19 protein-coding genes and 1 other RNA gene are annotated in these 21,381 nt (G+C 71.3%); 5 read left to right on the top strand and 15 right to left on the bottom strand.

Annotated features, from left to right (window positions below; all coding sequences use genetic code 11):
- Positions 1-37: 37 nt before the first annotated feature.
- Positions 38-1,930, bottom strand: a complete 1,893-nt coding sequence (locus BMY19_RS21920) for a sigma 54-interacting transcriptional regulator (protein ID WP_100252919.1) — start codon at positions 1,928-1,930, stop codon at positions 38-40.
- 306 nt (positions 1,931-2,236) lie between these two features.
- On the opposite strand from BMY19_RS21920, the gene cynS reads away from it, so the two are divergent.
- Positions 2,237-2,725, top strand: a complete 489-nt coding sequence (gene cynS / locus BMY19_RS21915) for a cyanase (RefSeq protein WP_100252918.1) — start codon at positions 2,237-2,239, stop codon at positions 2,723-2,725.
- Positions 2,726-2,822: 97 nt separating this feature from the next.
- Here cynS and BMY19_RS21910 read toward each other — a convergent pair whose 3' ends face one another.
- The 5 genes from BMY19_RS21910 to BMY19_RS21890 all read right to left on the bottom strand — a co-directional run bounded on the left by BMY19_RS21910 (position 2,823) and on the right by BMY19_RS21890 (position 9,576).
- Positions 2,823-6,107 (bottom strand): efflux RND transporter permease subunit, encoded by a 3,285-nt coding sequence (locus BMY19_RS21910; RefSeq protein ID WP_100252917.1) that lies wholly within the window; start codon positions 6,105-6,107, stop codon positions 2,823-2,825.
- Between the two features lie 272 nt (positions 6,108-6,379).
- On the bottom strand, positions 6,380-6,814 hold the full coding sequence (locus BMY19_RS21905) for a tellurite resistance TerB family protein (RefSeq protein WP_020091280.1): 435 nt from the start codon (positions 6,812-6,814) through the stop codon (positions 6,380-6,382).
- A gap of 106 nt (positions 6,815-6,920) precedes the next feature.
- Entirely contained in the window at positions 6,921-7,121 is a 201-nt protein-coding gene (locus BMY19_RS21900; RefSeq protein WP_091675589.1) for a DUF3606 domain-containing protein, read from the bottom strand.
- A 164-nt stretch (positions 7,122-7,285) separates the two neighbouring features.
- Entirely contained in the window at positions 7,286-7,507 is a 222-nt protein-coding gene (locus BMY19_RS21895; protein ID WP_020091282.1) for a YbdD/YjiX family protein, read from the bottom strand.
- 8 nt (positions 7,508-7,515) lie between these two features.
- Positions 7,516-9,576, bottom strand: coding sequence for a carbon starvation CstA family protein (locus BMY19_RS21890; RefSeq protein WP_100252916.1), 2,061 nt, complete (start codon positions 9,574-9,576; stop codon positions 7,516-7,518).
- Between the two features lie 287 nt (positions 9,577-9,863).
- On the opposite strand from BMY19_RS21890, the gene BMY19_RS21885 reads away from it, so the two are divergent.
- Entirely contained in the window at positions 9,864-10,733 is an 870-nt protein-coding gene (locus BMY19_RS21885; protein WP_020091284.1) for an NAD(P)-dependent oxidoreductase, read from the top strand.
- Positions 10,734-10,860: 127 nt separating this feature from the next.
- On the opposite strand, the gene miaA is transcribed toward BMY19_RS21885, so the two are convergent.
- On the bottom strand, positions 10,861-11,787 hold the full coding sequence (gene miaA / locus BMY19_RS21880; protein ID WP_100252915.1) for a tRNA (adenosine(37)-N6)-dimethylallyltransferase MiaA: 927 nt from the start codon (positions 11,785-11,787) through the stop codon (positions 10,861-10,863).
- A gap of 14 nt (positions 11,788-11,801) precedes the next feature.
- On the opposite strand from miaA, the gene serB reads away from it, so the two are divergent.
- Complete coding sequence (serB, locus tag BMY19_RS21875; protein ID WP_100252914.1) at positions 11,802-12,695, top strand: phosphoserine phosphatase SerB; 894 nt, start codon at positions 11,802-11,804, stop codon at positions 12,693-12,695.
- Between the two features lie 3 nt (positions 12,696-12,698).
- Here the strand turns inward: serB and BMY19_RS21870 are convergent, their stop codons facing one another.
- The 7 genes from BMY19_RS21870 to BMY19_RS21840 all read right to left on the bottom strand — a co-directional run bounded on the left by BMY19_RS21870 (position 12,699) and on the right by BMY19_RS21840 (position 19,603).
- Entirely contained in the window at positions 12,699-13,205 is a 507-nt protein-coding gene (locus BMY19_RS21870) for a CCDC90 family protein (protein ID WP_100252913.1), read from the bottom strand.
- Between the two features lie 140 nt (positions 13,206-13,345).
- On the bottom strand, positions 13,346-14,902 hold the full coding sequence (locus BMY19_RS21865; RefSeq protein ID WP_100252912.1) for a DegQ family serine endoprotease: 1,557 nt from the start codon (positions 14,900-14,902) through the stop codon (positions 13,346-13,348).
- Between the two features lie 113 nt (positions 14,903-15,015).
- Positions 15,016-15,993: a protease modulator HflC gene (locus BMY19_RS21860; protein ID WP_020091289.1), complete on the bottom strand. Its 978-nt coding sequence runs from the start codon at positions 15,991-15,993 to the stop codon at positions 15,016-15,018.
- Entirely contained in the window at positions 15,990-17,180 is a 1,191-nt protein-coding gene (gene hflK / locus BMY19_RS21855) for an FtsH protease activity modulator HflK (protein ID WP_091927880.1), read from the bottom strand. The genes BMY19_RS21860 and hflK overlap by 4 nt, the downstream gene beginning before the upstream one ends.
- A gap of 283 nt (positions 17,181-17,463) precedes the next feature.
- A complete protein-coding gene (locus BMY19_RS21850) occupies positions 17,464-17,952 on the bottom strand; it encodes a dihydrofolate reductase (RefSeq protein WP_020091291.1) in 489 nt (162 codons plus the stop codon).
- Entirely contained in the window at positions 17,949-18,743 is a 795-nt protein-coding gene (locus BMY19_RS21845; RefSeq protein ID WP_100252911.1) for a thymidylate synthase, read from the bottom strand. The genes BMY19_RS21850 and BMY19_RS21845 overlap by 4 nt, the downstream gene beginning before the upstream one ends.
- 146 nt (positions 18,744-18,889) lie before the next feature.
- Positions 18,890-19,603 carry a CPBP family intramembrane glutamic endopeptidase gene (locus BMY19_RS21840; RefSeq protein WP_244534974.1) on the bottom strand — a complete coding sequence of 238 codons (714 nt, stop codon included), beginning with the start codon at positions 19,601-19,603 and terminating at the stop codon, positions 18,890-18,892.
- A gap of 135 nt (positions 19,604-19,738) precedes the next feature.
- On the opposite strand from BMY19_RS21840, the gene ssrA reads away from it, so the two are divergent.
- Positions 19,739-20,120, top strand: a transfer-messenger RNA (tmRNA) gene (ssrA, locus tag BMY19_RS21835).
- A gap of 64 nt (positions 20,121-20,184) precedes the next feature.
- Positions 20,185-20,811, top strand: coding sequence for an SspB family protein (locus tag BMY19_RS21830; protein ID WP_100252909.1), 627 nt, complete (start codon positions 20,185-20,187; stop codon positions 20,809-20,811).
- A gap of 221 nt (positions 20,812-21,032) precedes the next feature.
- On the opposite strand, the gene BMY19_RS21825 is transcribed toward BMY19_RS21830, so the two are convergent.
- Complete coding sequence (locus BMY19_RS21825) at positions 21,033-21,311, bottom strand: hypothetical protein (RefSeq protein ID WP_056524376.1); 279 nt, start codon at positions 21,309-21,311, stop codon at positions 21,033-21,035.
- Positions 21,312-21,381: the final 70 nt, after the last annotated feature.

Below are 21,381 nucleotides of genomic sequence, written 5' to 3'. Positions count from 1 at the left end.
CACAGCGGCCTTAAGATCGGATCAAGGGCCCGCCGGATCAGCCGCGCGGGATCCCGTGTGCCTTGATCCGCGAGGCCAGCGTCGTCGGCCGAAGGCCGAGGAGCGCGGCCGCGCCGCCCGGCCCGGAGATCCGGCCGCCCGCCAGCGCCAGGGCCGCGACGATCTCGGCGCGGTCGCGCGCCCGGCGCTCGGCCTCGGTGGCGGGCCGCCCGCCGGGCGGCGCGGCCGGGCTGGCCGCGTCCGCGGGTCCGGTCGCCTCACCGTCGGGCAGGTCGAGGCGGAGGCGCCCCCGGGCGGACAGGATCACCGCCCGCTCGATCACGTTCTCCAGTTCCCGGACATTGCCGGGCCAGGAATAGCGGCAGAGGCGGCGGACATCGCCCTCCGTGAGGCGCGGCTCCGGGACGGTGAGGCGGCGCGCGGCGACCCGGAGCAGGTGCTGGGCGATCGGCGGGATGTCCTCGGGCCGCTCGCGCAGGGGCCGCGCCTGGATCGGGAAGACGTTGAGGCGGAAGTAGAGGTCCTCCCGGAAGCGGCCCGCCCGGATCTCGGCGCGCAGGTCCCGGTTGGTGGCCGCGACCACGCGCACGTCCACCGCCCGCGTGCGCGCCTCGCCGACCCGCTCGAACGAGCGCTCCTGCAGGACGCGCAGCAGCTTGCCCTGGAGGTCGAGGGGGATCTCGCCGACCTCGTCGAGGAACAGCGTGCCGCCGTCGGCGAGTTCGAACCGGCCGATCCGGTCGCGCAGCGCCCCCGTGAAGCTGCCCTTGGCGTGGCCGAAGAACTCGCTCTCGAACAGCTCGCGGGGGATCGCCGCGCAGTTGACGCGGATCATCGGGCGGGCACTGCGGCGGCTGCCCTCGTGGATCGCCCGGGCGATCAGCTCCTTGCCGGTGCCGGATTCGCCGGTGATCAGCACGGTGGCGTCGGTGGCGGCGACGCGGTCGACCTGCCGGAGCGTCGCCGCGATGGCGGGCGAGCGGCCGATGATGCCCTGGTGCTGGCGCTCGGCCCGGATCTCCTCCTTCAGGTAGGCGTTCTCCAGCTCCAGGCGCTCCCGGAGGGAGTCGACCTCGGCGAGCGCGCTCGTCAGGCGGGCCTCGGCCTCACGGCGCTGGCTGATGTCGCGGAACACGATGACGGCGCCGAGCAGGCGCCCCCGGTCGCGGATCGGCGTCGAGGTGTACTCGACCGGGAAGGCGGTGCCGTCGGCGCGCCAGAAGACCTCGTGATCGACCTGATGCACGGTCCCGTCCCGGAACGCCGCGTAGATCGGACAGTCGCGGTGGGGGTAGTGGCTCCCGTCCGGGCGGGTGTGGTGCACGGCGGCGTGCATGTCCCGGCCGACGAGGTCGGCGGCATCGCAGCCGAGCATGCGCGCGGCGGCCGGGTTGACGAAGGTGGTCACGCCCTCCGCGTTGACGCCGTAGATCCCCTCCCCGGCCGCGCGCAGGATCAGCTGGTTGCCCCGCTCGATGTCGCGGAAGATGCGCTCCACGCGCTGCCACTCCGAGAGGCCGGCGCGCATGTGGGCCTCGGCCTCGCCGTCGACCTGGCGGCGGTGGAGCGTGTCCGGGTCCGCCAGGGTGACGAGGAGGCGCATCGCGTCGCCCGGGAGCGGGAAGGCCGCGGTCTCGACCCGCAGGTCGCGTCCGGCCGCGTCGCGCGGCGCCAATGTGCGCGTCCACCAGTGCCCCCGGGCCAGCGCGGCCTCGGTGAAGACCGTGAGCGCCGGGAGCTGGCCCGGGAACAGGGCGCTCGCCCGCGCGCCGCGCAGCGCCGGGCGGCCGTAGCCGAGGAGGCGCGCCGCCGCCGGGTTGGCGTCCGCGACCCGGTCCTCCTCCGGCGCGAGGACCAGCATGGGATCCGGGCTCGCCTCGAAGACCGGCCCGAAGCTTCCGGCAGCACCGGACTCACGAGATATCGTCATTGGCTCACGATATCTCGTTTCCAACGAGATGTCGTGAGCGACATCCGGCGACCCAAACCTCTGGCAGACCGAGCGATTTCTCCGGCATCCCTTCTGGCACACCCTTTGCCGAGTGAGGCTGTCCGCCCGTCGGCCGGCACCGCTCCCGAAGGCGCGCCGCGACGACGCCCGGCGGATGTCCGCGTCCGGACGCGACCGTCCCCCCTCACCGGTCGCGGTCCGGACGCGCACCCGCACCGGGTGGGTGGGGCCGCGGAGCGCGCGGCCTCACCGGACCCATCGCAGATCGAGATCCGGGAGCCGACGATGAAGCGCGAAGACCTCACCGAGAAGCTTCTCGACATCAAGCGCGAGAAGGGGTGGAGCTGGAAGCACATCCACGCGGAGATCGGCGGCCTGTCGCCGTTCCTGATCACCGCGGCCTGCATGGGCCAGATGAAGCTCCCGAAGGCCCAGGCCAAGCGGGCGGCCGAGCTCTTCGGCCTCACCCCCGCCGAGGAGCGGATGCTCAACGAGCCGCCCTATCGCGGCTCGATCCCGTCCATGCCGCCCACCGACCCGCTGATCTACCGGTTCTACGAGCTGGTGATGGTCTACGGAACGACCTTCAAGGAGCTGATCCAGGAGGAGTTCGGCGACGGCATCATGTCGGCGATCGACTTCAACATGGACATGGCCCGGGAGGCCAACAACAAGGGCGACCGCGTGAAGCTCACCATGTCGGGCAAGTTCCTGCCGTACAAGTACTACGGCAACGACGACGACACGCCGGAATACGGCTTCAAGGAGGGGTGAGCGACCCGCAAGGGCATCCCCCCGATCGGGATCCGACGGTCAGGCATCCGGATCGGGCCAGCGACACCGGCCGCGGCGCGCGACGCGCCGCCGTCCCTCACGCCGCCGCCGGGCGGCCCTCCGGCTCCAGGTAATCCTGCACCGGCTGCGCCGGGCCGCCGCGCATCAGCACGTAGAGGAAGGGCACAAGCAGCAGGGTCGCGGGCGTCGCGAAGGCGATGCCGCCCATGACCGCGCGGGCGAGCGCGGCGTTCTGCTCACCGCCCTCGCCGGTGCCCAAGGCCATCGGGATGAGCCCCAGAAACATCGCCGAGGCGGTCATCAGCACCGGCCGCAGCCGCGTCTCGCCCGCCGTGATCGCCGCCTCCAGGGCGCTGCACCCGGTCTCCTCCCGGTGCTCCTTGGCGAAGGTGACGAGCAGGATCGAGTTCGCCGAGGCGATGCCCACCGACATGATCGCCCCGAAGATCGACGGGATCGAGAACGGCGTGCCGGTCACGAACAGCGCGAAGGTGATGCCGCAGAAGGCCATCGGCAGGGCGGCGATCACCACGAACGGGTCGCCCCAGCTCTGGTAGTTCACCGCCATCAGCAGGTAGACGGCGATCAGCGCGATGCCGAGGCCGATCTCCAGGCGGAAGAAGGCCGAGCGCATGTTCTCGATCTGGCCGCGGACGACGATCTTGTCCGGCGCCTCGAGGTTCTTCTGCTCGTCCTCGACGATCCTGTCGATCTCGCGCGCGACCGAGCCGAGGTCCCGGTCCTGCACCGAGGCGAAGATGTCGAAGGTCGGCTGGATGTTGACGTGGCTGATCATGGTCTGCGTCGGCGTCCGGCGGATGTCCGCGAGGCTCGACAGCAGGGTCAGCACCCCGGGGCCGGAGCCGGAGGTCGCGGCGGCGCGCACGAACATCGGCGTGTTGCGCAGGTCGGTGAGCGAGCTGTTGCGGTACTCGGGCGTCTGCACCCAGAGCTGGTAGGGGATGCCGGTCTTTGGGTCCGGCCAGAAGTTCGGCGTGACCTGGTAGCTGCCGGACAGCGAGATGTTCATGTTCTGCGCCACCTGCTGCTCGGTCAGGCCGAGTTCGGAGGCGAGGCGCCGGTCGACGTCGACGTAGAATTGCGGCTCGTTGACGATCTGCTGCAGGTGGACGTCGACGAGGCCCTTCGTGTGCTTCAGCCGCTGCACGATGCGCTGGGCGACCTCCAGGTCCTTCTCCTTGTGGCGGCCGGAGACCTGCACGTCGATCGGCGTGAGGACGCCGAAGTTCAGGATCTGAGTGATCATGTCGGCGGGCTGGAAGTAGACGACCACGTCGGGGAAGCGCTTCATGAGCACCTCGCGCAGGCGCTTCATGTAGCCCGCAACCGGGCCGTGCCCCTCCTTCAGGCTGATCAGCATCTGCCCGTCATTGTAGGAGACGAACGAGCCGTCCGAGAACGCGAAGTTGTAGTTGTTCGACGGCAGGCCGATGTTCTGGAGGATCTGGTCGACCTCACCCGCCGGGATCACCTCGCGGACCGTGTCCTCGACCTCGGCGAAGACCTGCCGGGCGGTCTCGATGCGCATGCCGACGCGGGTGCGCAGATGCATGGTCATCTGGCTCGCCTCGATCTGCGGGAAGTAGTCCTGGCCGACGAAGGCGAACAGCACGCCGGTCATGCCGAGCACGCCGCCGACGGCGCCCAGGGTGACGATGCGGTGGCGCAGCACCGCGTGGAGCAGCCCGACATAGCCCCGGTGGAACCGCGCGAAGCCGCGCTCGAACGCGCCGTGGATCCGGCCGGCGAGCCGCAGCGCGGGGGCGCCCACGAGGCCGACGGCTCGGGCGATCCGGCCCCGCCGGGGCGCCGCGTGCTGCGCCGGGTGCGCGTCCCGGTCTTTCGCGTGCTTCTGGCGGTATTCCGGCGCCACGATCACGTCGATCAGGAGCGGCACCAGGGTCCGCGACAGCAGGTAGGAGGTCAGCATCGCGAACACGACCGCGAGCGCCTGCGGGGTGAACAGGTATTTCGGCGTGTCGGTGAGCGCGAACACGGCCGTGAAGGCCGCGCAGATCGCGAGCGTCGAGATCAGCGCCGGCTTGGCGATGCCGGCGGCGCCGTGGACCACGCTCTCGCGGAACTCCTCGCCCTCCTCGAACAGCCGGTAGGTGTTCTCGATCGCCACCGTGGCGTCGTCCACCAGGATGCCGACCGCGAGCGCCAGGCCGCCCAGCGTCATCACGTTGATGGTCTCGCCGAGCGCCGCCAGCACGGCGAGCGAGGTCATGACGCAGAGCGGGATCGAGATCAGCACGATGATCGTCGAGCGCCAGGAGCCGAGGAACAGCAGGATGGCGAGGCCCGTCAGGGCCGCCGCGGTCAGCGCCTCGTGGAGCACCCCCTCGATGGCGTTCGAGACGTAGACCGACTGGTCGAAGAGCGGCTTGATCGCCAGCCCCTCGGGTGCGGCGGCGCGGATCGTCGGCATCGCCGCCTTGACGTTGTTGACCACGCTCAAGGTCGAGGCGTTGCCGTTCTTGATGATCTGCATCAGCACCGCCTGCTGGCCGTCGGCGCTGACCACGTTGACCTGCGGCGGGCCGCCGTCGCGGACATAGGCGACGTCGCGCACCAGCACGGGCTGGCCGGCCACCACCTTGATCGGCGCGAGGTTCAGGGTCTCGATCGACGGCGGGGTGCCGTTGAGCTGGACGGGGTACTGCTGCTCGCCGATCTTGGCGAGGCCGGACGGCACGGTCAGGTTCTGGGCCGTCATGGCGTTGGTGACGTCGAGCGGCGTCAGGCCGAGCGCCTGGAGGGCGTTGAGGTCGAGGTCGACCATGATCTGCCGGGGCGCGCCGCCAAAGGGCGACGGCAGGGTCGAGCCCGGGACCTGCGCCAGGGTCTGACGGATCCGGTACTGGGCGTAGTCGTAGACCTGGTTGAGGCTCTCCTTGGCCGAGGTCAGGGCGAGCTGGATCACCGGCACCGAGGAGGCGGAGTAGCGCACGATCACCGGCGGCTGCGTGCCGGGGGGCATCACGGCGCGGATCGAGTTGGTCGAGGACACCACCTGGGCGATGGCGAGATTGAGGCTGACGGTGGGCTCGAAGTAGATCCGCTGCACCGCCGTGCCCTGGAGCGTCGTCGACTCCATGCGGCGGATGTTGTTGACGTTGTTGGAGATGCCGTACTCGGCGTAGGTCGTGATGCGCTGTTCCATCTCCGGCGCCGAGAGGCCGGTATAGGTCCAGACCACCACGACGACCGGGATGTCGACGACCGGCAGCACGTCCTTCGGCGCGACGACGATCGCCCCGACGCCGCCGAGCATCATCAGGACCGCGAGCACGTAGGTCGTGATCCGGAACTTGAGCGCGTAGAGGACGAGGCCCATGCGGTCTCCGCCGTCCGGCCCCGGGCCGGCAACTCCGCGTTGTATACCGGCTCACCGGCTAAACCCGGACTGTTTCGCTATCACGTCCGGTCAGGCAAGGGACGGGCCGCGTCGCCGCAGGTTCGGGATGGCGGCGGCCTCGCGCCCGCGCCGGCGTCCGCGAAGACCCGGCCCGGCGGGCCGGGCCGCGTCACCTCGGGATGCGGGTGCCGGACGGGGAGAGCGTTCCCGGCGCGCCGTCCCGGGGTCTGCCGGGCGACGGGCCGGCCGGATCAGCGCAGCAGGGCGGACTTGTCGACCTGCAGCGCCCCGGCGATCTCGTCGAGCGCCTTGTGCTCGACCTCGCTGATGCCGTCGATATCGGCCACGTCCGCGCCGATCAGGAACACGTCCTGGCGCTGCTCGATCGGCCGATCCGCGATGGCGCCGACATGGCGCAGGTTCTCCAGCCGCCCGGCCCGGGTCTTGGCCCGGGTGATCGCCTCGTAGAGCTCTTGCTCGACGCGCAGCGTGTCGTAGGATTTCTCGAGGATCGGGTTGGCGCGGATGCCGGTGATCGCCGACTCGATCTCCTCCTCGCCCACGTCGCCATCGGCCACGATGACGTTAGCGGCGGACGAGACCGCGGCCTGCAGGAAGACCGCGTCGCCCGCGTACGACATGATCGTGCGGCCGAACCGAAGGATGGCGTCCTGGAAAATGCTCATGCCGACCTCCCGTCGGGCCTGAGATGGCGGATATTGTGGCGGCGGAGTCAAGATGCGGCCGAGCTTAAGCCCGGGATCGCGGAGGACTAGTCCTGGCGCGGCGGGATCAGGTGGCGGGCTCGTGGCCCGGCCAGTCCCGCCCGAGATGGGCGGCCACGCGGGCCGGATCGTCGCCGACCGCCGCCACGGCGGCCTCGACCTGCTCCACCGGGACCATGAACCGGCGCGCCCAGTAGGCCCGCTCCCAGGCATGGGCGGTGTTGACGGCCCGGGGCTCGATCGGGTCCTGCACGCTCTGGTCGGTCATCGGCCTTCCGCATTTGGCGAGGGCCGGGCGGCCCTCCGACGTGGAGAACGCCGGCCGGGCCCGATCGGGTCCGCGCAGCGAGCGGGGCCCGGTCCGCGGCGAGGACACGCCGCCGTCATCGCGCGCGCAGCGAAGCAAGGACGACCAAGCTCACCGGCCGCCTGTCAGCAGCAGCGGAAGCCCGCGGTGTTGCCGACCCCGAAGCGGGCGTTCTCCCGGTTGCGGAAGAACTCCACCTCGCTCATCGGCGCCTGGTCGGGATGGGTGCGGCGGACATGCTCGGCATAGGCCGCGTAGTCCCCCTGCCCGACCATCAGGCGGGCGCCGTCGCAGACGCACTTGGACAGCGTCCGGATCCGGTCCCGCAGGTTCGACGACGGCAGCATGGGACCTCCTACTCCGCCGGGACCATGTGCGGCTCGGTCTCCAGTGCGGTCCAGCGGTCCGCGCGCCACGCCTTCACGCAGGCGGCGATGCCGAAGCCCGCGATGGCGACGACGAGGCCGATGAACAGGGCCGCCAGCACCGCGTCGATCCGGTCGTTGAGGATGATCTGGCTCATCTGGTCGGCGTTCTTGGCAGGCGCCAGGATCTTGCCCTCCGCGGCGGCGGCCGCGTAGCGCTCGGCGTGGGCCAGGAAGCCGATCTTCGGGTCGGCCGAGAAGATCTTCTGCCAGCCGGCCGTGAGGGTGCAGATGCACAGCCACGCGGTCGGGATGATGGTCACGAACGCGTAGCGCTCGCGCTTCATCTTGAAGATCACCACCGTGCAGAGCGTCAGCGCCACCGCGGCCAGCATCTGGTTCGAGATGCCGAAGAGCGGCCACAGGGTGTTGATGCCGCCGAGCGGGTCGGTCACGCCCTGGTACAGGAAGTAGCCCCAGGCCCCCACCGAGATGGCGGTCGCCGCGATGCTCGGACCCCACGACGTGGTGTTCTTGAACGACGGCACCGCGAGCGCCACGAGGTCCTGCACCATGAACCGGCAGGCGCGGGTGCCCGCGTCCACCGCCGTGAGGATGAACAGCGCCTCGAACAGGATCGCGAAGTGGTACCAGAAGGCCATCATCGCCTTGCCGCCGATGGCGGACGAGATGATGTGGGCCATGCCGACCGCGAGGGTCGGCGCGCCGCCGGCCCGCGAGATGATCGTGTGCTCGCCGACGTCGGCGGCGGTCTGAGTGATGACCTCCGGCGTCGTGGCGAAGCCGAGCTTGGTCACCGCGGCGGCGGCGGTCTCGGGCGTCGTGCCGACGAGGGCCGCGGGCGAGTTCATGGTGAAGTAGACGCCCGGGTCGATCACGCAGGCCGAGACCAGCGCCATGATCGCCACGAAGGATTCCATCAGCATGCCGCCGTAGCCGATGAAGCGGGCGTCGGACTCGCTGGCGATCAGCTTCGGGGTGGTGCCCGACGAGATCAGGGCGTGGAAGCCCGAGACCGCGCCGCACGCGATGGTGATGAACAGGAACGGGAACAGGCTGCCCGCCCAGACCGGGCCGGTGCCGTCCACGAACTTGGTGACCGCCGGCATCTGCATGTGCGGGGCGACGAAGGCGATGCCCAGCGCCAGCCCGACGATGGTGCCGATCTTGAGGAAGGTCGACAGGTAGTCGCGCGGGGCCAGCAGCAGCCAGACCGGCAGGATCGACGCCACGAAGCCGTAGCCGATCAGCATCCAGCAGAGCTGCGGGCCCGTGAAGGTGAAGGCCGGCCCCCAGACCGGGCTCGCCGCCACCGAGCCGCCGGCGACGATCGCCAGCATCAGCAGGACGAAGCCGAGGATCGAGACCTCGCCGATCTTGCCCGGCCGGATGTAGCGCGAATAGACGCCCATCAGCATGGCGATCGGGATCGTCGACATCACCGTGAAGGTGCCCCAGGGGCTCTCGGCCAGCGCCTTGACGACGATCAGCGCCAGCACGGCGAGCAGGATCACCATGATCAGGAAGGTGCCGAACAGGGCGATGATGCCGGGAATCGTGCCGAGCTCGGCCCGGATCAGCTCGCCGAGCGAGCGGCCGTCCCGGCGCATCGACACGAACAGGACCATGAAGTCCTGCACGGCGCCCGCGAGGACCACGCCGGCCAGGATCCACAGCATGCCGGGCAGGTAGCCCATCTGGGCGGCGAGCACCGGGCCGACCAGCGGGCCCGCGCCCGCGATCGCCGCGAAGTGGTGGCCGAACAGGACGCCGCGGTTGGTGGGCACGTAGTCGAGCCCGTCGTTGTGGCGCACCGCGGGGGTCGCGCGCTTCGGGTCGAGCCGCATCACCTTGTCGGCGATGAACTGGGAATAGTAGCGGTAGGCGATGAGGTAGACGCAGACCGCCGCGACCACGATCCAGAGGGCATTGATCGTCTCGCCGCGCTGGCTCGCCACGATCGCCAGCGCCGCGGCGCCGAGCGCCCCCACGAGGGCCCAGGGCCCGTGCCTGCCGATCGCCGTACCCATGTCCCACTCCCTGACCGAACGCCTCGCGCGCGGGGCCGCGCGGGGGGCTCCGGCTGGGACTTCGTGGTCCCGGGCTACACGGGCGGGTTATCCTATTGGTCCGGCGTTGACGCAAGCGATCCGAGCTGTGATGCAGCGTCGGCGGCGGCACGACGCCCAATCTGTCACATCGGGTCCCCCGGCACGGCCCCGACCCCCTTCACGGCCCGGCTGCCGAGCTCCGTCGCCGCCCGCCGTCGGAGATGGAAGGGCGCCGGCGCGGTCGGGCCCGCGAGGAGCGCACGACAATGGCGAAGGTCGCATTCCTGGGTCTCGGCGTGATGGGCGGCCCGATGGCCGGACACCTCGCCAAGAAGGGTGGCCACGACGTCACCGTCTACAACCGCACCACCCCGAAGGCCGAGGCCTGGGTGAAGACCTACGGCGGCGCCCACGCGCCCACGCCCCGGCAGGCCGCCGAGGGCGCCGAGATCGTGTTCGCCTGCGTGGGCAACGACGACGACCTGCGCAGCGTCGTGCTGGGCGACGACGGGGCGCTCGCCGGCATGAAGCCCGGCGCGGTGTTCGTCGATCACACCACGGCCTCCGCCGAGGTCGCCCGGGAGCTCGCCGCGGCGGCCGAGGCCAAGGGGCTCGGCTTCATCGACGCGCCGGTCTCCGGCGGCCAGGCGGGCGCCGAGAACGGCGTGCTCACCGTGATGTGCGGCGGCGACGCGGCGACCTACGCCAAGGTCGAGGGCGCGATCGGGTCCTTCGCCCGCGCCTGCCGGCTGATGGGCCCGGCCGGCGCCGGCCAGCTCACCAAGATGGTCAACCAGATCTGCATCGCCGGCCTCGTCCAGGGCCTGTCGGAGGGCGTCCACTTCGCCAAGCGCGCCGGCCTCGACGTCGAGGCGGTGCTCGACGTGATCTCCAAGGGCGCCGCCGGCTCCTGGCAGATGGAGAACCGCGGCAAGACCATGAACGCGGGCAAGTTCGACTTCGGCTTCGCGGTCGACTGGATGCGCAAGGATCTCGGCATCCTGCTGGACGAGGCCCGCCGCAACGGCGCCAAGCTGCCGGTCTCGGCCCTCGTCGACCAGTTCTACGCCGAGGTGCAGGCCATGGGCGGCAACCGCTGGGACACGTCGAGCCTCGTGGCGCGGCTGGAGCGCTGAGGGCTCCGGCCTTCGCCCGGAGCCGAGGACCGGGCAAGACGCGACAGGCTCCCTCTCACGCGCGAGAGGGGGCCGCCTGGATCGCGGCGCCGCGCGCCGGTCTCCCCCGGCGGGTCGGACGCTCGCCTCAGAACAGCGCCTCGACCCCCGCGGATTCCGGATCCACCCAGCGCCACGCCTCCCCCATCTGGTGGCGGAACCACGTGACCTGGCGCTTGGCGTAGGCGCGCGTGTCCGCCTGCCCCCGGACGATCGCCGCTTCGAGGCTCATCGCGCCGTCGAGGTGGGCGATCAGGCCCGGCACCCCGTGGGCGCGCATCACCGGCAGCATCGGGTCGAGATCGCGCGCGCGCAGGCGGGCGACCTCGTCCAGCGCCCCCTTGGCGATCATGGTCCGGAAGCGGGCGTCGATCCGGGCCCGCAGCACCGCCCGGTCGGGTGCCAGGAAGATTCTCTGGAGGTTCCGGCCGGCGAGCGGCCCGGGCACCGGGTCGCCGTAGAAGCTGGCGATCGGCCGGCCCGTCGCGAGAAAAATCTCCAGGGCGCGCATCACCCGCATCCGGTCGCTCGGCCGCAGGCGGGCGGCCCCCTCGGGGTCGTGCCGGCCGAGTTCGGCGTGCAGCGCCTCGGTCGGGCGGCCCTCGGCCGCGTCCCGCACCTGCCGCCGCACGACGTCGGGCACCGGCGGCAATTCCGAAAACCCCTGCTCCAGCGCCCGGAAATACAGGCCGGTGCCGCCGACGAAGACCGGCAGGCGCCCGCCGAGCGTCGCCAGCAGCGCCGCCGCGTCCCGCGAGAAGTGCCCCGCGGAGTAGTTCACGGCGCCGTCGACGTGGCCGTAGAGCCGGTGAGGGACCCGCGCCTCCTCGTCCGGGTCGGGCCGGGCGGTCAGGCGGCGCAGGTCCGCGTAGACCTGCATGGAATCGGTGTTGATCACCACGCCGCCGTGACGCTCCGCCAGCCGGGCGGCCAGCGCCGACTTGCCCGACGCGGTGGGCCCTGCGATGAGGACCGCGGCCGGGCGCCCCCCGGCTTCCCCCCGGTCTGGCGGCAAGGCGAAACTCCACGATGCTGGTCGCGGTCCTGATAGCAAACCCGGATCGGCCGTCCATCACCGACGCGGTGCTGGCCGAGACGCGCGCCGTGCTGCGGACGGAGCACCAGCCCCGGATCCTGCACGGCGAGGTGGCGGCCGAGCTGCTGGTGCCGGGCGAGCCCGCGGCCGCCGCGTCCCTCACCGACAGGCTGCGCACGGCGCTGGCCGGCGAGCCGATCGACCTCGCGGTGCTGCCCGCCGACGCGCACAGGCGCAAGCGCCTGTTCCTGGCCGACATGGATTCCACCATGATCGAGCAGGAATGCATCGACGAGCTCGCCGGGACGCTCGGCCTCAAGGACCACGTGGCGGCGATCACCGAGCGGGCGATGCGGGGCGAGATCGCCTTCGAGCCGGCCCTGCGCGAGCGCGTCGCGCTCCTGAAGGACATCCCGGTCGGCGCGGTCGACGGGCTGATCGCCGAGCACCTGACCCTGACCCCGGGCGGCGGCACGCTGGTGCGGACGATGCGGGCGCACGGCGCCCATACCTGCCTGGTCTCCGGGGGCTTCACCCTGTTCACCGGCCCGATCGCCGCGATGATCGGCTTCGACGAGCACCGGTCCAACGTGCTGGGCGTGGCGGACGGGCGGCTCACCGGCCTGGTGGAGGACCCGATCGTCGGGAAGGCCGAGAAACGCGCGACGCTGATCGCGCTGCGCGGGCAGCTGGGCCTCGGCGCCGCCGAGATCCTCGCGGTCGGCGACGGCGCCAACGACCTCGACATGCTGGGCGAGGCCGGCCTCGGGGTGGCGTTCCGGGCCAAGCCCGCGGTCGCGGCCGCGGCGCGGGTCCGGGTCGAGCACGGCGACCTCACCGCGCTCCTGTACCTGCAGGGCTACGCGGCGGCGGAGTTCGTGGGGTGAGGCTCAGTGGAGGGTGCGGGTCAGGGTGATGACCGCGCCGAGCACGGCGAGCGTCTGAAAGCCGATCGCGCCGACGAGCCAGCGCACCGTCTCGACCTTCGCGGAGGCGATCGCGCCCTTCACGGCCTCGATGTCGGCCTTGGTCTCAAGGCGCAGACTGTCGATGTCGGCTTTTGTGGATAGGCGGAGGGCTTCGATATCCGACTTGGTCGACTGACGAATACTGTCAGAATCCGCCTTGGTCGAGATGCGAAGCCCCTCGATATCCGCCTGGGTCGTGAGTCGCAGTGCCTCGATGTCGCCGCGGGTCTGTATCTTGAGGGCTTCGATATCGCCGCGGACGATCTGCAGTTCGGCCTGCACGTCGCGAATGTCGGCTTTGGTTGCAAGATTCCCGTCGAAGACGTCCACCAGCGCGTCGGCCAGGCCTTCCGCCTGCTCGGGCGACAGCTTCGCCTTCTCCCGCAGGGCGCGGGCGAATTTCAGGGTGTCGAACGCAACGGCCGTCATGGGTCCGAACTCGCCCGAGCCGCACCGACTCGCGGCCCCAGTGTGCCGTGCCGCGGCGCAGCGTCAATGTGGGACCCCTGAACGCGCGAGGGCCGCCGCCCCCCGCGGAGCGACGGCCCTCGGCGACGCGATGAGGCCGCTCAGTCGAGGCCGACGGCCACGAAGCGCACGTCGCCGGTGGCGCCCGCCACCAGCAGCAGCACCGACTTGCGCCCGTCCTTCTTGAGGGCGTCGATCCGCTTGGTCACCTCCGCGGGGGTGCTGACCGACTCCTGGCCGACCTCGACGATCACCTCGCCGGGCTGGATCCGCTTGTCGGCGGCGGTCGAGTTCGGGTCGACCCGGGTGACGACCACGCCCTTCACGGTGTCCTTGATGGAGTACTTCTTGCGCAGCTCGTCGGTCATGCCGGAGAGGTTGAGGCCCAGCGCCTGCCGGGTCGCGCTCTCGGGCTCCGGCTGGCGCAGGTTGGCGAGCTGCGGCTTGTCGCCGTCCTCCAGGCGGCCGAGGGTGACGGGCTTCGTCACCTCCTCGCCCTTGCGCATGACGACCACGTCGACCTTCTGGCCGACCGGGGTCGAGGCGACGATGCGCGGCAGGTCGCCCGAGGCCTTCACCGGCGCGCCGTTGAACTTCAGGATCACGTCGCCGACCTCGATCCCGGCGGTCTTGGCCGGTCCCTTCTCGTCGACGCCGGCCACCAGGGCGCCCCGCGCGCCGCCCTTGAGGTTGAGCGCCTCGGCGGTGGTGTCGTCGACGTTCTGGATGCGCACGCCGAGCCAGCCGCGGCGGACCTCGCCGAAGTCGCGGAGCTGGTCGATCACGGGCTTGGCCGTGCCCGACGGGACCGCGAAGCCGATGCCCACCGAGCCGCCGGTCGGCGACAGGATCGCCGTGTTGATGCCGATCACCTCGCCGTCCATGTTGAACAGCGGGCCGCCGGAATTGCCCTTGTTGATGGCCGCGTCGGTCTGGATGTAGTTGTCGTAGGGTCCGGACTCGATGTTCCGGCCCCGCGCCGAGACGATGCCGGCCGAGACCGAGCCGCCGAGCCCGAACGGGTTGCCGATGGCGATGACCCAGTCGCCGGGCCGCATCTTGTCGGAATCGCCGAACGGCACGGCCTTCAGCGTGCGGTCGGCCGGGGGCTTCACCCGCAGGACCGCGAGGTCGATCTTCGAATCCTTGCCGACGATCTCGGCCTTCAGCTTCGTGCCGTCGTGCAGGATGACCTGGATGTCGTTGGCGTCGCCGATGACGTGGTTGTTCGTCACCACGAGGCCGGCGGAATCGATGATGAAGCCGGAGCCGAGGGAGTTCGACTTGCGCTGCTGACGCGGCCCGTCGCCGTCACCGCCGCCGCCACCGCCGCCGCGGCCGCCGCGCCGGTTGAAGAACTCCTCGAACAGGTCCTCGAACGGGGTGCCCGGGGGCACCTGCGGCCCGGCACGGCCGGCGCGGGCCTCGACGGTGGTGGACGCGGAGATGTTCACCACCGCGTCGGTGACCTGCTCGGCGAGATCGGCGAGGGAGGCCGGCCCCTTGGCGAAGGCCGGCACCGGCAGGGCGGCCGCGGCCACGGAGACGGTGACCGAGGCGCCGATCAGGATCGAGGCCATCACCGCGCGGGCGCGGGAGCGGGGCCGCGCCGGGGCGCGGTCGAACGGCGCCTCGGGGGCGCTCGCGACGGGGTGCATGGTCGACCTCTTCAAGAACGCGTTTCCGGTCCCGCGGGCCTCGACCGATGGCCGATCGCCCGCGGGTTGTCCTGCACGGTAATCCCCGGGCGCCGGGGCGCCAACGGGCCCCCTCAGCGCGCCGTCCCCGCCGTGGAGCCGGTCGTCGAGCCCGTGGTGGCGCTCGGATCGGCCGGCCCGCGCGGCCCGCGGGCGGCCGGGGCGGGTGCCCGGCCCTGCGGATCGCTGAAGAAGCGGAAGAAGTCCGTGTTCGGGCTGATCACCAGGCGGGTATCGGATCCCTTCAGCCCGCTCTCGTAGGCCTGCATCGAGCGGTAGAAGCTGAAGAAATCCGCGTCCTTCCCGAACGCGTCCGCGAGGATGCGGTTCTTGTCCGCGTCACCCTGTCCACGCAGCTGCTCGGATTTCTGCGTCGCCTCGGCCAGGATGACCGTGACCTCGCGGTCGGCCTTGGCGCGGATCGTGGCGGCGATCTGGTCACCGTTGGCGCGGATGTCGGCGGCCTCGCGCTCGCGCTCGGTCTTCATCCGCCGGTAGACGGCGGCCGAGTTCTGCGCGGGCAGGTCGACGCGGGTCATGCGCAGGTCGACGATCTCGATGCCGAGCGCCTTGGCCTGCCGGTTCACGTCCTCCTGGATCTGGTGCATCAGCTGCCCGCGATCGGTCTTCACGATCGCGTCGCGGGTCGAGCGGGCGAGCACGTTGCGCAGGCCGGAATTGGTGAAGCTCGCGAGCCGCTGGTTGGCCAGCCCGATATTGCCCACCGCTTGGTAGAAGCGCAGCGGATCGACGATCCGGTAGCGGGCGAAGGCGTCCACCTCCAGGTTCTGTCGGTCGGCGGTGAGCACCGTCTGGACCGGCAGGTCGAGGTCGAGCACGCGCTTGTCGAAGACGACCACGTTCTCCATGAACGGGATCTTGAAGTACAGGCCGGGCTTGTCCTCGCCGGTGGCGTTGAGGACGGCCCGGACGCGGCCGAACTGCAGGACGAGCGCCTGCTGCATCTGGCCGACGGTGAAGATCGAGGCGTAGAGGCCGATCGCGACGATGGCCGCGACCACGATCAGGCCGGTGCGGAGAGCCTGTTTCATCGGGCAGCTCCCGTCTGGGTCTGGGCGCGGGCGCCGAACTCGGAGAGCGGCAGCACCGGCAGCACGCCGGCCGCGGTGGCACCGCCGGGCTGCGTCCCGTTCTGGTCGATGATCACCTTGTTCACGGAGCCCAGGACCTTCTCCATCGTCTCCAGGAAGATCCGCTCGCGGCTGATCGCCGGGGCGGCCTTGTAGGAGGCGTAGACCTCGCTGAAGCGCGCGGCCTGGCCGGTGGCGTCGGCGGTCGCCTTCGTCCGGTAGGCCTCGGCCTGCTGGACGATCTGGGACGCCTTACCGCGGGCCTGCGGCACCTCGCGGCTGGCGTAGGTCTTGGCCTCGTTCTGCGCCGTGTCGGCGTCCTGCTGGGCCGCGTTCACGTCGATGAAGGCGGGGCGCACTTCCGGCGGCGGGTTGACCGAGACGAGCTGCACCACCTCGATGCGCACGCCGGCGCCGTACTCGTCGAGCGCCTTCTGGACCATCTCCTTCACCTCCTGGGCGATGCTCGACTGCTCGTTGGTGAGGATCGCCTGGATGTTGCGGCGGCCGATCACCTCGCGCATCGCGCTCTCGGAGATCGCCTTGATGGTGCCCTCCGGATTCTGGAGGTTGAACACGAAGTCGGAGGCCTTCAGCGGGTTGACCCGCCACTGCACCTCGAAGTCGAGATCGACGATGTTCTCGTCGCCGGTGAGCATCAGGCTCTCGTCCGGCACGTCGCGGTTGCGGCCCTGCCCGTTCGGGCCGGCGCGGAAGCCGATCTGGATCGAGTTCTGGGAGCCGACATCCGGCTTCACCACCCCGCCGATCGGATAGGGGAAGTTGTAGCGCAGGCCCTCGCCCTTGGTGCCGACGTAGCGGCCGAAGATGGTCTCGATGCCGACCTGACGGGGGTAGACGGTGTAGAAGCCGGTCGCGAGCCAGATGGCGACGGCCAGGACGGCGATCACCGCCGCGCTGCGGCCGCCGCCGACGCCGGTCGAGCCGCCGCCGTAACCGCCGCCCGAACCGCCACCGCCGCCCGGGATCAGACCGCGCAGGCGGTCCTGCCCGCGCCGGAGCAGGTCCTCGAGGTTCGGCGGCGTCTTGCCACCGCCGCCGCCGCTGCCGCCACCCCAGGGACCACCGCCGTTACCGCCGGGCCGGCCCCAGGGCCCCCCGCCGCCGCTCTGATTGCTCCAAGGCATCCTAGCCGTCGTCTCCTGCCTGTCCGCGCCCGGCCCACGTCCCGACCGGCGCCCCCCTGCCTGAACGGCCGCGCTCGCCCGCCTAGTCCCGACCATCCGGACCGATCGCACCGCGACCGCTCCCGGCTGGAGGCCTCGAGGGCCCGCACGCGCATCTTCCCGCAGGATGTGCAGGCCCGGCGTGAGCGCGCGCACCCGACAGGCACCTGCGGGCGCACGCCCCGTGCTGTCAAGGCTGGCAGGTGGGCATGCGCGGCGCGGAACGCAAATGCGGCGGCGCGCCTCAGCGTGCGCGCTCCCAGTCGACGAAGGCGAAGGCGTGCTCGTCCCGCGGGCCCGCCGGGTGCGCCTCGCGGAACGTCTCCCGGAAGCGGGCACGGTCGAAGGCGGGGAATCGCACGTCGCCGGCGGGCTCGGCCTCGACCTCGGTGAGGTGGAGCCGGTCGGCGTGCGGGAGCGCGAGCGCGTAGATCTCGGCGCCGCCGACCACCATCAGCTCCGCCCCGGCGGCGGCCAGCGCGGAGTCCCAGTCGTGGACGGTCTCGACCCCCTCGGCGCGGAAGCCCGTGTCCCGGGTCAGCACCAGGGTGCGGCGCCCCGGCAGGGGCCGGCCGATCGAATCCCAGGTGCGCCGGCCCATCAGCATCGGCTTGCCCATGGTCAGGGCCTTGAAGCGCTTGAGATCGCTGGAGAGGTGCCAGGCGAGCCCGTTGTCGCGGCCGATCACGCCGTTGCGGGCGACGGCGGCGACCAGGGAAACGATCGGGCTCATACCGCCACCGGGGCCGCGATGGCGGGATGCGGGTCGTAGTTCTCGATGGCGATGTCCTCGAACCGGAAGGCGAAGAGGTCGCGCACCTCCGGGTTGAGCCGCAGGTGCGGCAGCGGGCGCGGCTCCCGGGCCAGGAGGGTGCGGGTCTGCTCCAGGTGGTTCCTGTAGAGGTGCGCGTCGCCGAAGGTGTGGACGAAGTCGCCGACCCCGAGGCCGGCCACCTGGGCGATCATGTGGGTCAGGAGGGCGTAGCTCGCGATGTTGAACGGCACGCCCAGGAAGGCGTCCGCCGAGCGCTGGTAGAGCTGGCAGGAGAGCCGCCCCTCGCTGACGTAGAACTGGAACAGGCAGTGGCAGGGCGCGAGGGCCATCCGGTCGAGGTCGGCCGGGTTCCAGGCCGACACGATCAGGCGGCGGGAATCGGGGTTGCGCCGGATCTCGTCGAGCACCCCGGCGATCTGGTCGACCGTGCCGCCGCCGGGCTTCTCCCAGGAGCGCCACTGCTTGCCGTAGACCGGGCCGAGATCGCCGCGCTCGTCCGCCCACTCGTCCCAGATCGTCACGCCGTTCGCCTTCAGCGCCGCCACGTTGGTGTCGCCCGCCAGGAACCAGAGCAGCTCGTGGATGATCGAGCGCAGGTGCAGCCGCTTCGTGGTGACCAGCGGGAAGCCCGCCGACAGGTCGAAGCGCATCTGGTGGCCGAACACCGAGAGCGTGCCGGTGCCGGTGCGGTCGTCCTTGGCGACGCCCGCGTCGAGGATCCGCCGGAGCAGGTCGTGATAAGCGTCCATCGCCCATTCCTGCGCGCCGGCGCGCCGGCCGGCAAGCGCGCCGCCGCCATATGTCCACCGCCGTCGCGCGGGAGCCGCTCCGGCGCAGGCCTGCGCGCGGCGCCCTGTCGGCCAGGCCGGCCTCGGACAGGCCCTCAGACCAGCCCTCAGACCGGCCAGAGCAGGTAGGTCACCAGGGCGAGGTTCGACCAGCCGTGCAGGGCGATGCCGGGCCAGAGCCGGCCGGTGCGCCAGCGCAGCCAGCCCAGCGCCAGGGCGAGGGGCAGCAGCGAGACCGGCCGGGCGAGCCCCCAGGACGAGATGTGGGCGGCGGCGAAGATGAGCGCGGTGACCAGGATCGCCCCCGCGGGTCCGACGGCCGCCCGGGCGCGGGCGAAGGCCTCGCCGCGCAGCAGCAGTTCCTCGGCCACCGGCGCCAGGATCGCCAGATAGGCGAGCCAGGCCGCGACCGCCGCCTGGCTCATGAACGGCGACAGCCGCACGTGCTGGCCGAAGCTCGCGCCGAACAGCTCCGCCGTGCCGGTGACCCAGGCGATGTGCAGCACCGGCCAGACCAGCAGGAGGCCCAGCAGCGCGACCGGCCGCATGCCGTTCGGCCGCTCGCGGTCGAGGGCGAGGCGGCGGCGCCAACCGGCCCGGTCGTGCCACCACGCGCCGCCGAGCACCAGGGCGGCGAGGTAGACCTGGCGCAGGGCGTCGATCGCGAAGGCCCGGTGGGCGAGTTCCACCGCGCCCAGGAACGGGCGCCGCTCGGGGGGCAGGAACGGGTCGATCCCGCTCCAGAGGTCGAAGCCGACGCGCACCGTGGCGAGGGACAGGAGGCTCGCCGCGCCGAGATAGACGACCACGAGGGCGACCAAGGCGCCGAGCCGCCACGTCGCGCCCCAGGCGCGCTCGAGCGGGCCCCGCGCACCGGGGACGGCGGCGCGCGACTGCGCACTTCCGGCAACAGCCTCCCCCGGAGGCTCCAAATGAGGCGGCGGCGCGACACGATCGGGCTTCAAAACCGGACCGATCCCCTCTATATCTCGGGAGCCGGTCGCGAGGCCGGCTATGGCGATAAACGTTCTTCGCAATAAACCTATCGGACCCGGGGGCGGTACCCGGCGCCTCCACCCGAGCCCAGGACATGCTGCCGCAAGGGGCGTGATCGGAACCGGGGCTTCGGCGGGGGCGAAATAGGATCGACGAGGGCGTAAAGGTTGAGCTTTCGCTCGGCATGGTTCCGCCGTTATCGGGCCTTTGCAATAGTTGCCAACGACAACTTTGCTCCGGTGGCGGTGGCCGCGTAAGCGGTCCCCAATATCGACCTGAAGTCCTAGCGGGTAGCTCCGCATAGGCGGGGTTCGGAGGCGCCTGGCAACAGAAGCCTCCACTTCAGTCCTCGGTCCGGCCATCCGCGGCGGGGCGCCGGGCAGACCGGGCGAGAGCGCGACCGCAGATGGCAGACGACCTGATCCGCTACGACCTCCTGGTACAGGACGCCCTGCGCGGCGTGGTGCGCAAGGTCCTGACCGACGCGGCCCGCGAGGGGCTGATGGGCGAGCACCATTTCTACGTCTCGTTCCGGACGGAGGCCCCCGGCGTGCGGATGTCGCAGGCCCTGCGCGAGAAGTACCCGCAGGACATGACGATCGTCCTGCAGCACCAGTTCTGGGACCTCAACGTCACCGAGCACGCCTTCGAGGTCGGCCTGTCCTTCTCGGGTGTGCCGGAGCGCCTGCTGGTGCCGTTCGACGCCCTGTCGGGCTTCTTCGACCCCTCCGTGCAGTTCGGCCTGAAGTTCGACCTCAGCGAGGCCGGCGAGACCCCCGAGGAGGCCAACGCCGCCCCGGCCAAGCCCGGTCCCCGCGGCGCCGGCTCGGAACCCGGCGAGGTGCGGCCCAAGAGCGCCGGTCTCGCGACGATCGGCGCGGGCGCGCCGAAGGGTCTTCCCGCGCCCGCCGCCCCGGGCGAGAAGGACGCCGGCAAGACCGACGACAAGGCCCCCCGCCCCGCCGCCAAGAAGGAGAGCGAGGAGGGCAGCGCCGAGGTCGTGAGCCTGGACGCCTTCCGCAAGAAGAGCTGAGATCGCACCTGGCCGACTCGGTCACGACCTTCAGCTGCGAGATCCGTCAGGCTCAGGCGCGGCGAGGCGAGGCGATGGGAGCGCGCTCAAATCGAAGCTCGGGGGCGTGCTCCATAGCCGGCCTCGACCGAACGTCGCCCAGACGATCGCCCAGGGAGCTTCACACAGTCGCGGCAGGCATTTCGGACCGCGCCAGCGCCGGTCGTGCTTCAGATCGACGGTCAGGGGCTCAGAAGTTTGACGAACGCGGCGCCCGCGCCGAAGAATGCGGCCGCGGCTGCCATGCCGGCGAAACCGATGGAGAGCGGGGCCAGGACACGGTCTCGACCGAGCTTGAGCGTCTCGGCGTGCAGCTTCGCCGCCTCGGCCTGAAGCTTGGTCTGCTCGTCGATCAGCTTCCGCTGCTCGGCCACGAACTTTTCCGTCTCCGCATTGGAGCGCAGGACGCGGGCGACCTGCTCGGCATAATCCAGCGTCACGGGAGCAACGGTGTCGACCATCGCGGTTCGTGCCCGATCTCAGCCAGCGCGACTCTGCTGACCCGTTCCGGCAATGTGAGAACGCACGGGG

It is taken from the genome of Methylobacterium sp. UNC300MFChir4.1, assembly GCF_900110155.1.
Lineage (GTDB): Bacteria > Pseudomonadota > Alphaproteobacteria > Rhizobiales > Beijerinckiaceae > Methylobacterium.
This window is presented reverse-complemented; position numbering and strand designations above follow the sequence as displayed.

Coding starts and splice junctions, on each gene's coding strand:
- BMY19_RS21845 (WP_100252911.1), bottom strand. CDS start 18,743: ATGGACGCTTATCACGACCTGCTCCGGCGGATCCTCGACGCGGGCGTC.
- BMY19_RS21905 (WP_020091280.1), bottom strand. CDS start 6,814: ATGAGCATTTTCCAGGACGCCATCCTTCGGTTCGGCCGCACGATCATG.
- BMY19_RS21870 (WP_100252913.1), bottom strand. CDS start 13,205: ATGACGGCCGTTGCGTTCGACACCCTGAAATTCGCCCGCGCCCTGCGG.
- BMY19_RS21895 (WP_020091282.1), bottom strand. CDS start 7,507: ATGCTGCCGTCGTCGAACCTGCGGGACCGGATCCGGACGCTGTCCAAG.
- hflK (WP_091927880.1), bottom strand. CDS start 17,180: ATGCCTTGGAGCAATCAGAGCGGCGGCGGGGGGCCCTGGGGCCGGCCC.
- BMY19_RS21830 (WP_100252909.1), top strand. CDS start 20,185: ATGGCAGACGACCTGATCCGCTACGACCTCCTGGTACAGGACGCCCTG.
- BMY19_RS21850 (WP_020091291.1), bottom strand. CDS start 17,952: ATGAGCCCGATCGTTTCCCTGGTCGCCGCCGTCGCCCGCAACGGCGTG.
- BMY19_RS21865 (WP_100252912.1), bottom strand. CDS start 14,902: ATGCACCCCGTCGCGAGCGCCCCCGAGGCGCCGTTCGACCGCGCCCCG.
- BMY19_RS21920 (WP_100252919.1), bottom strand. CDS start 1,930: ATGACGATATCTCGTGAGTCCGGTGCTGCCGGAAGCTTCGGGCCGGTC.
- BMY19_RS21910 (WP_100252917.1), bottom strand. CDS start 6,107: ATGGGCCTCGTCCTCTACGCGCTCAAGTTCCGGATCACGACCTACGTG.
- BMY19_RS21900 (WP_091675589.1), bottom strand. CDS start 7,121: ATGACCGACCAGAGCGTGCAGGACCCGATCGAGCCCCGGGCCGTCAAC.
- serB (WP_100252914.1), top strand. CDS start 11,802: ATGCTGGTCGCGGTCCTGATAGCAAACCCGGATCGGCCGTCCATCACC.
- BMY19_RS21885 (WP_020091284.1), top strand. CDS start 9,864: ATGGCGAAGGTCGCATTCCTGGGTCTCGGCGTGATGGGCGGCCCGATG.
- cynS (WP_100252918.1), top strand. CDS start 2,237: ATGAAGCGCGAAGACCTCACCGAGAAGCTTCTCGACATCAAGCGCGAG.
- BMY19_RS21860 (WP_020091289.1), bottom strand. CDS start 15,993: ATGAAACAGGCTCTCCGCACCGGCCTGATCGTGGTCGCGGCCATCGTC.
- BMY19_RS21890 (WP_100252916.1), bottom strand. CDS start 9,576: ATGGGTACGGCGATCGGCAGGCACGGGCCCTGGGCCCTCGTGGGGGCG.
- BMY19_RS21825 (WP_056524376.1), bottom strand. CDS start 21,311: ATGGTCGACACCGTTGCTCCCGTGACGCTGGATTATGCCGAGCAGGTC.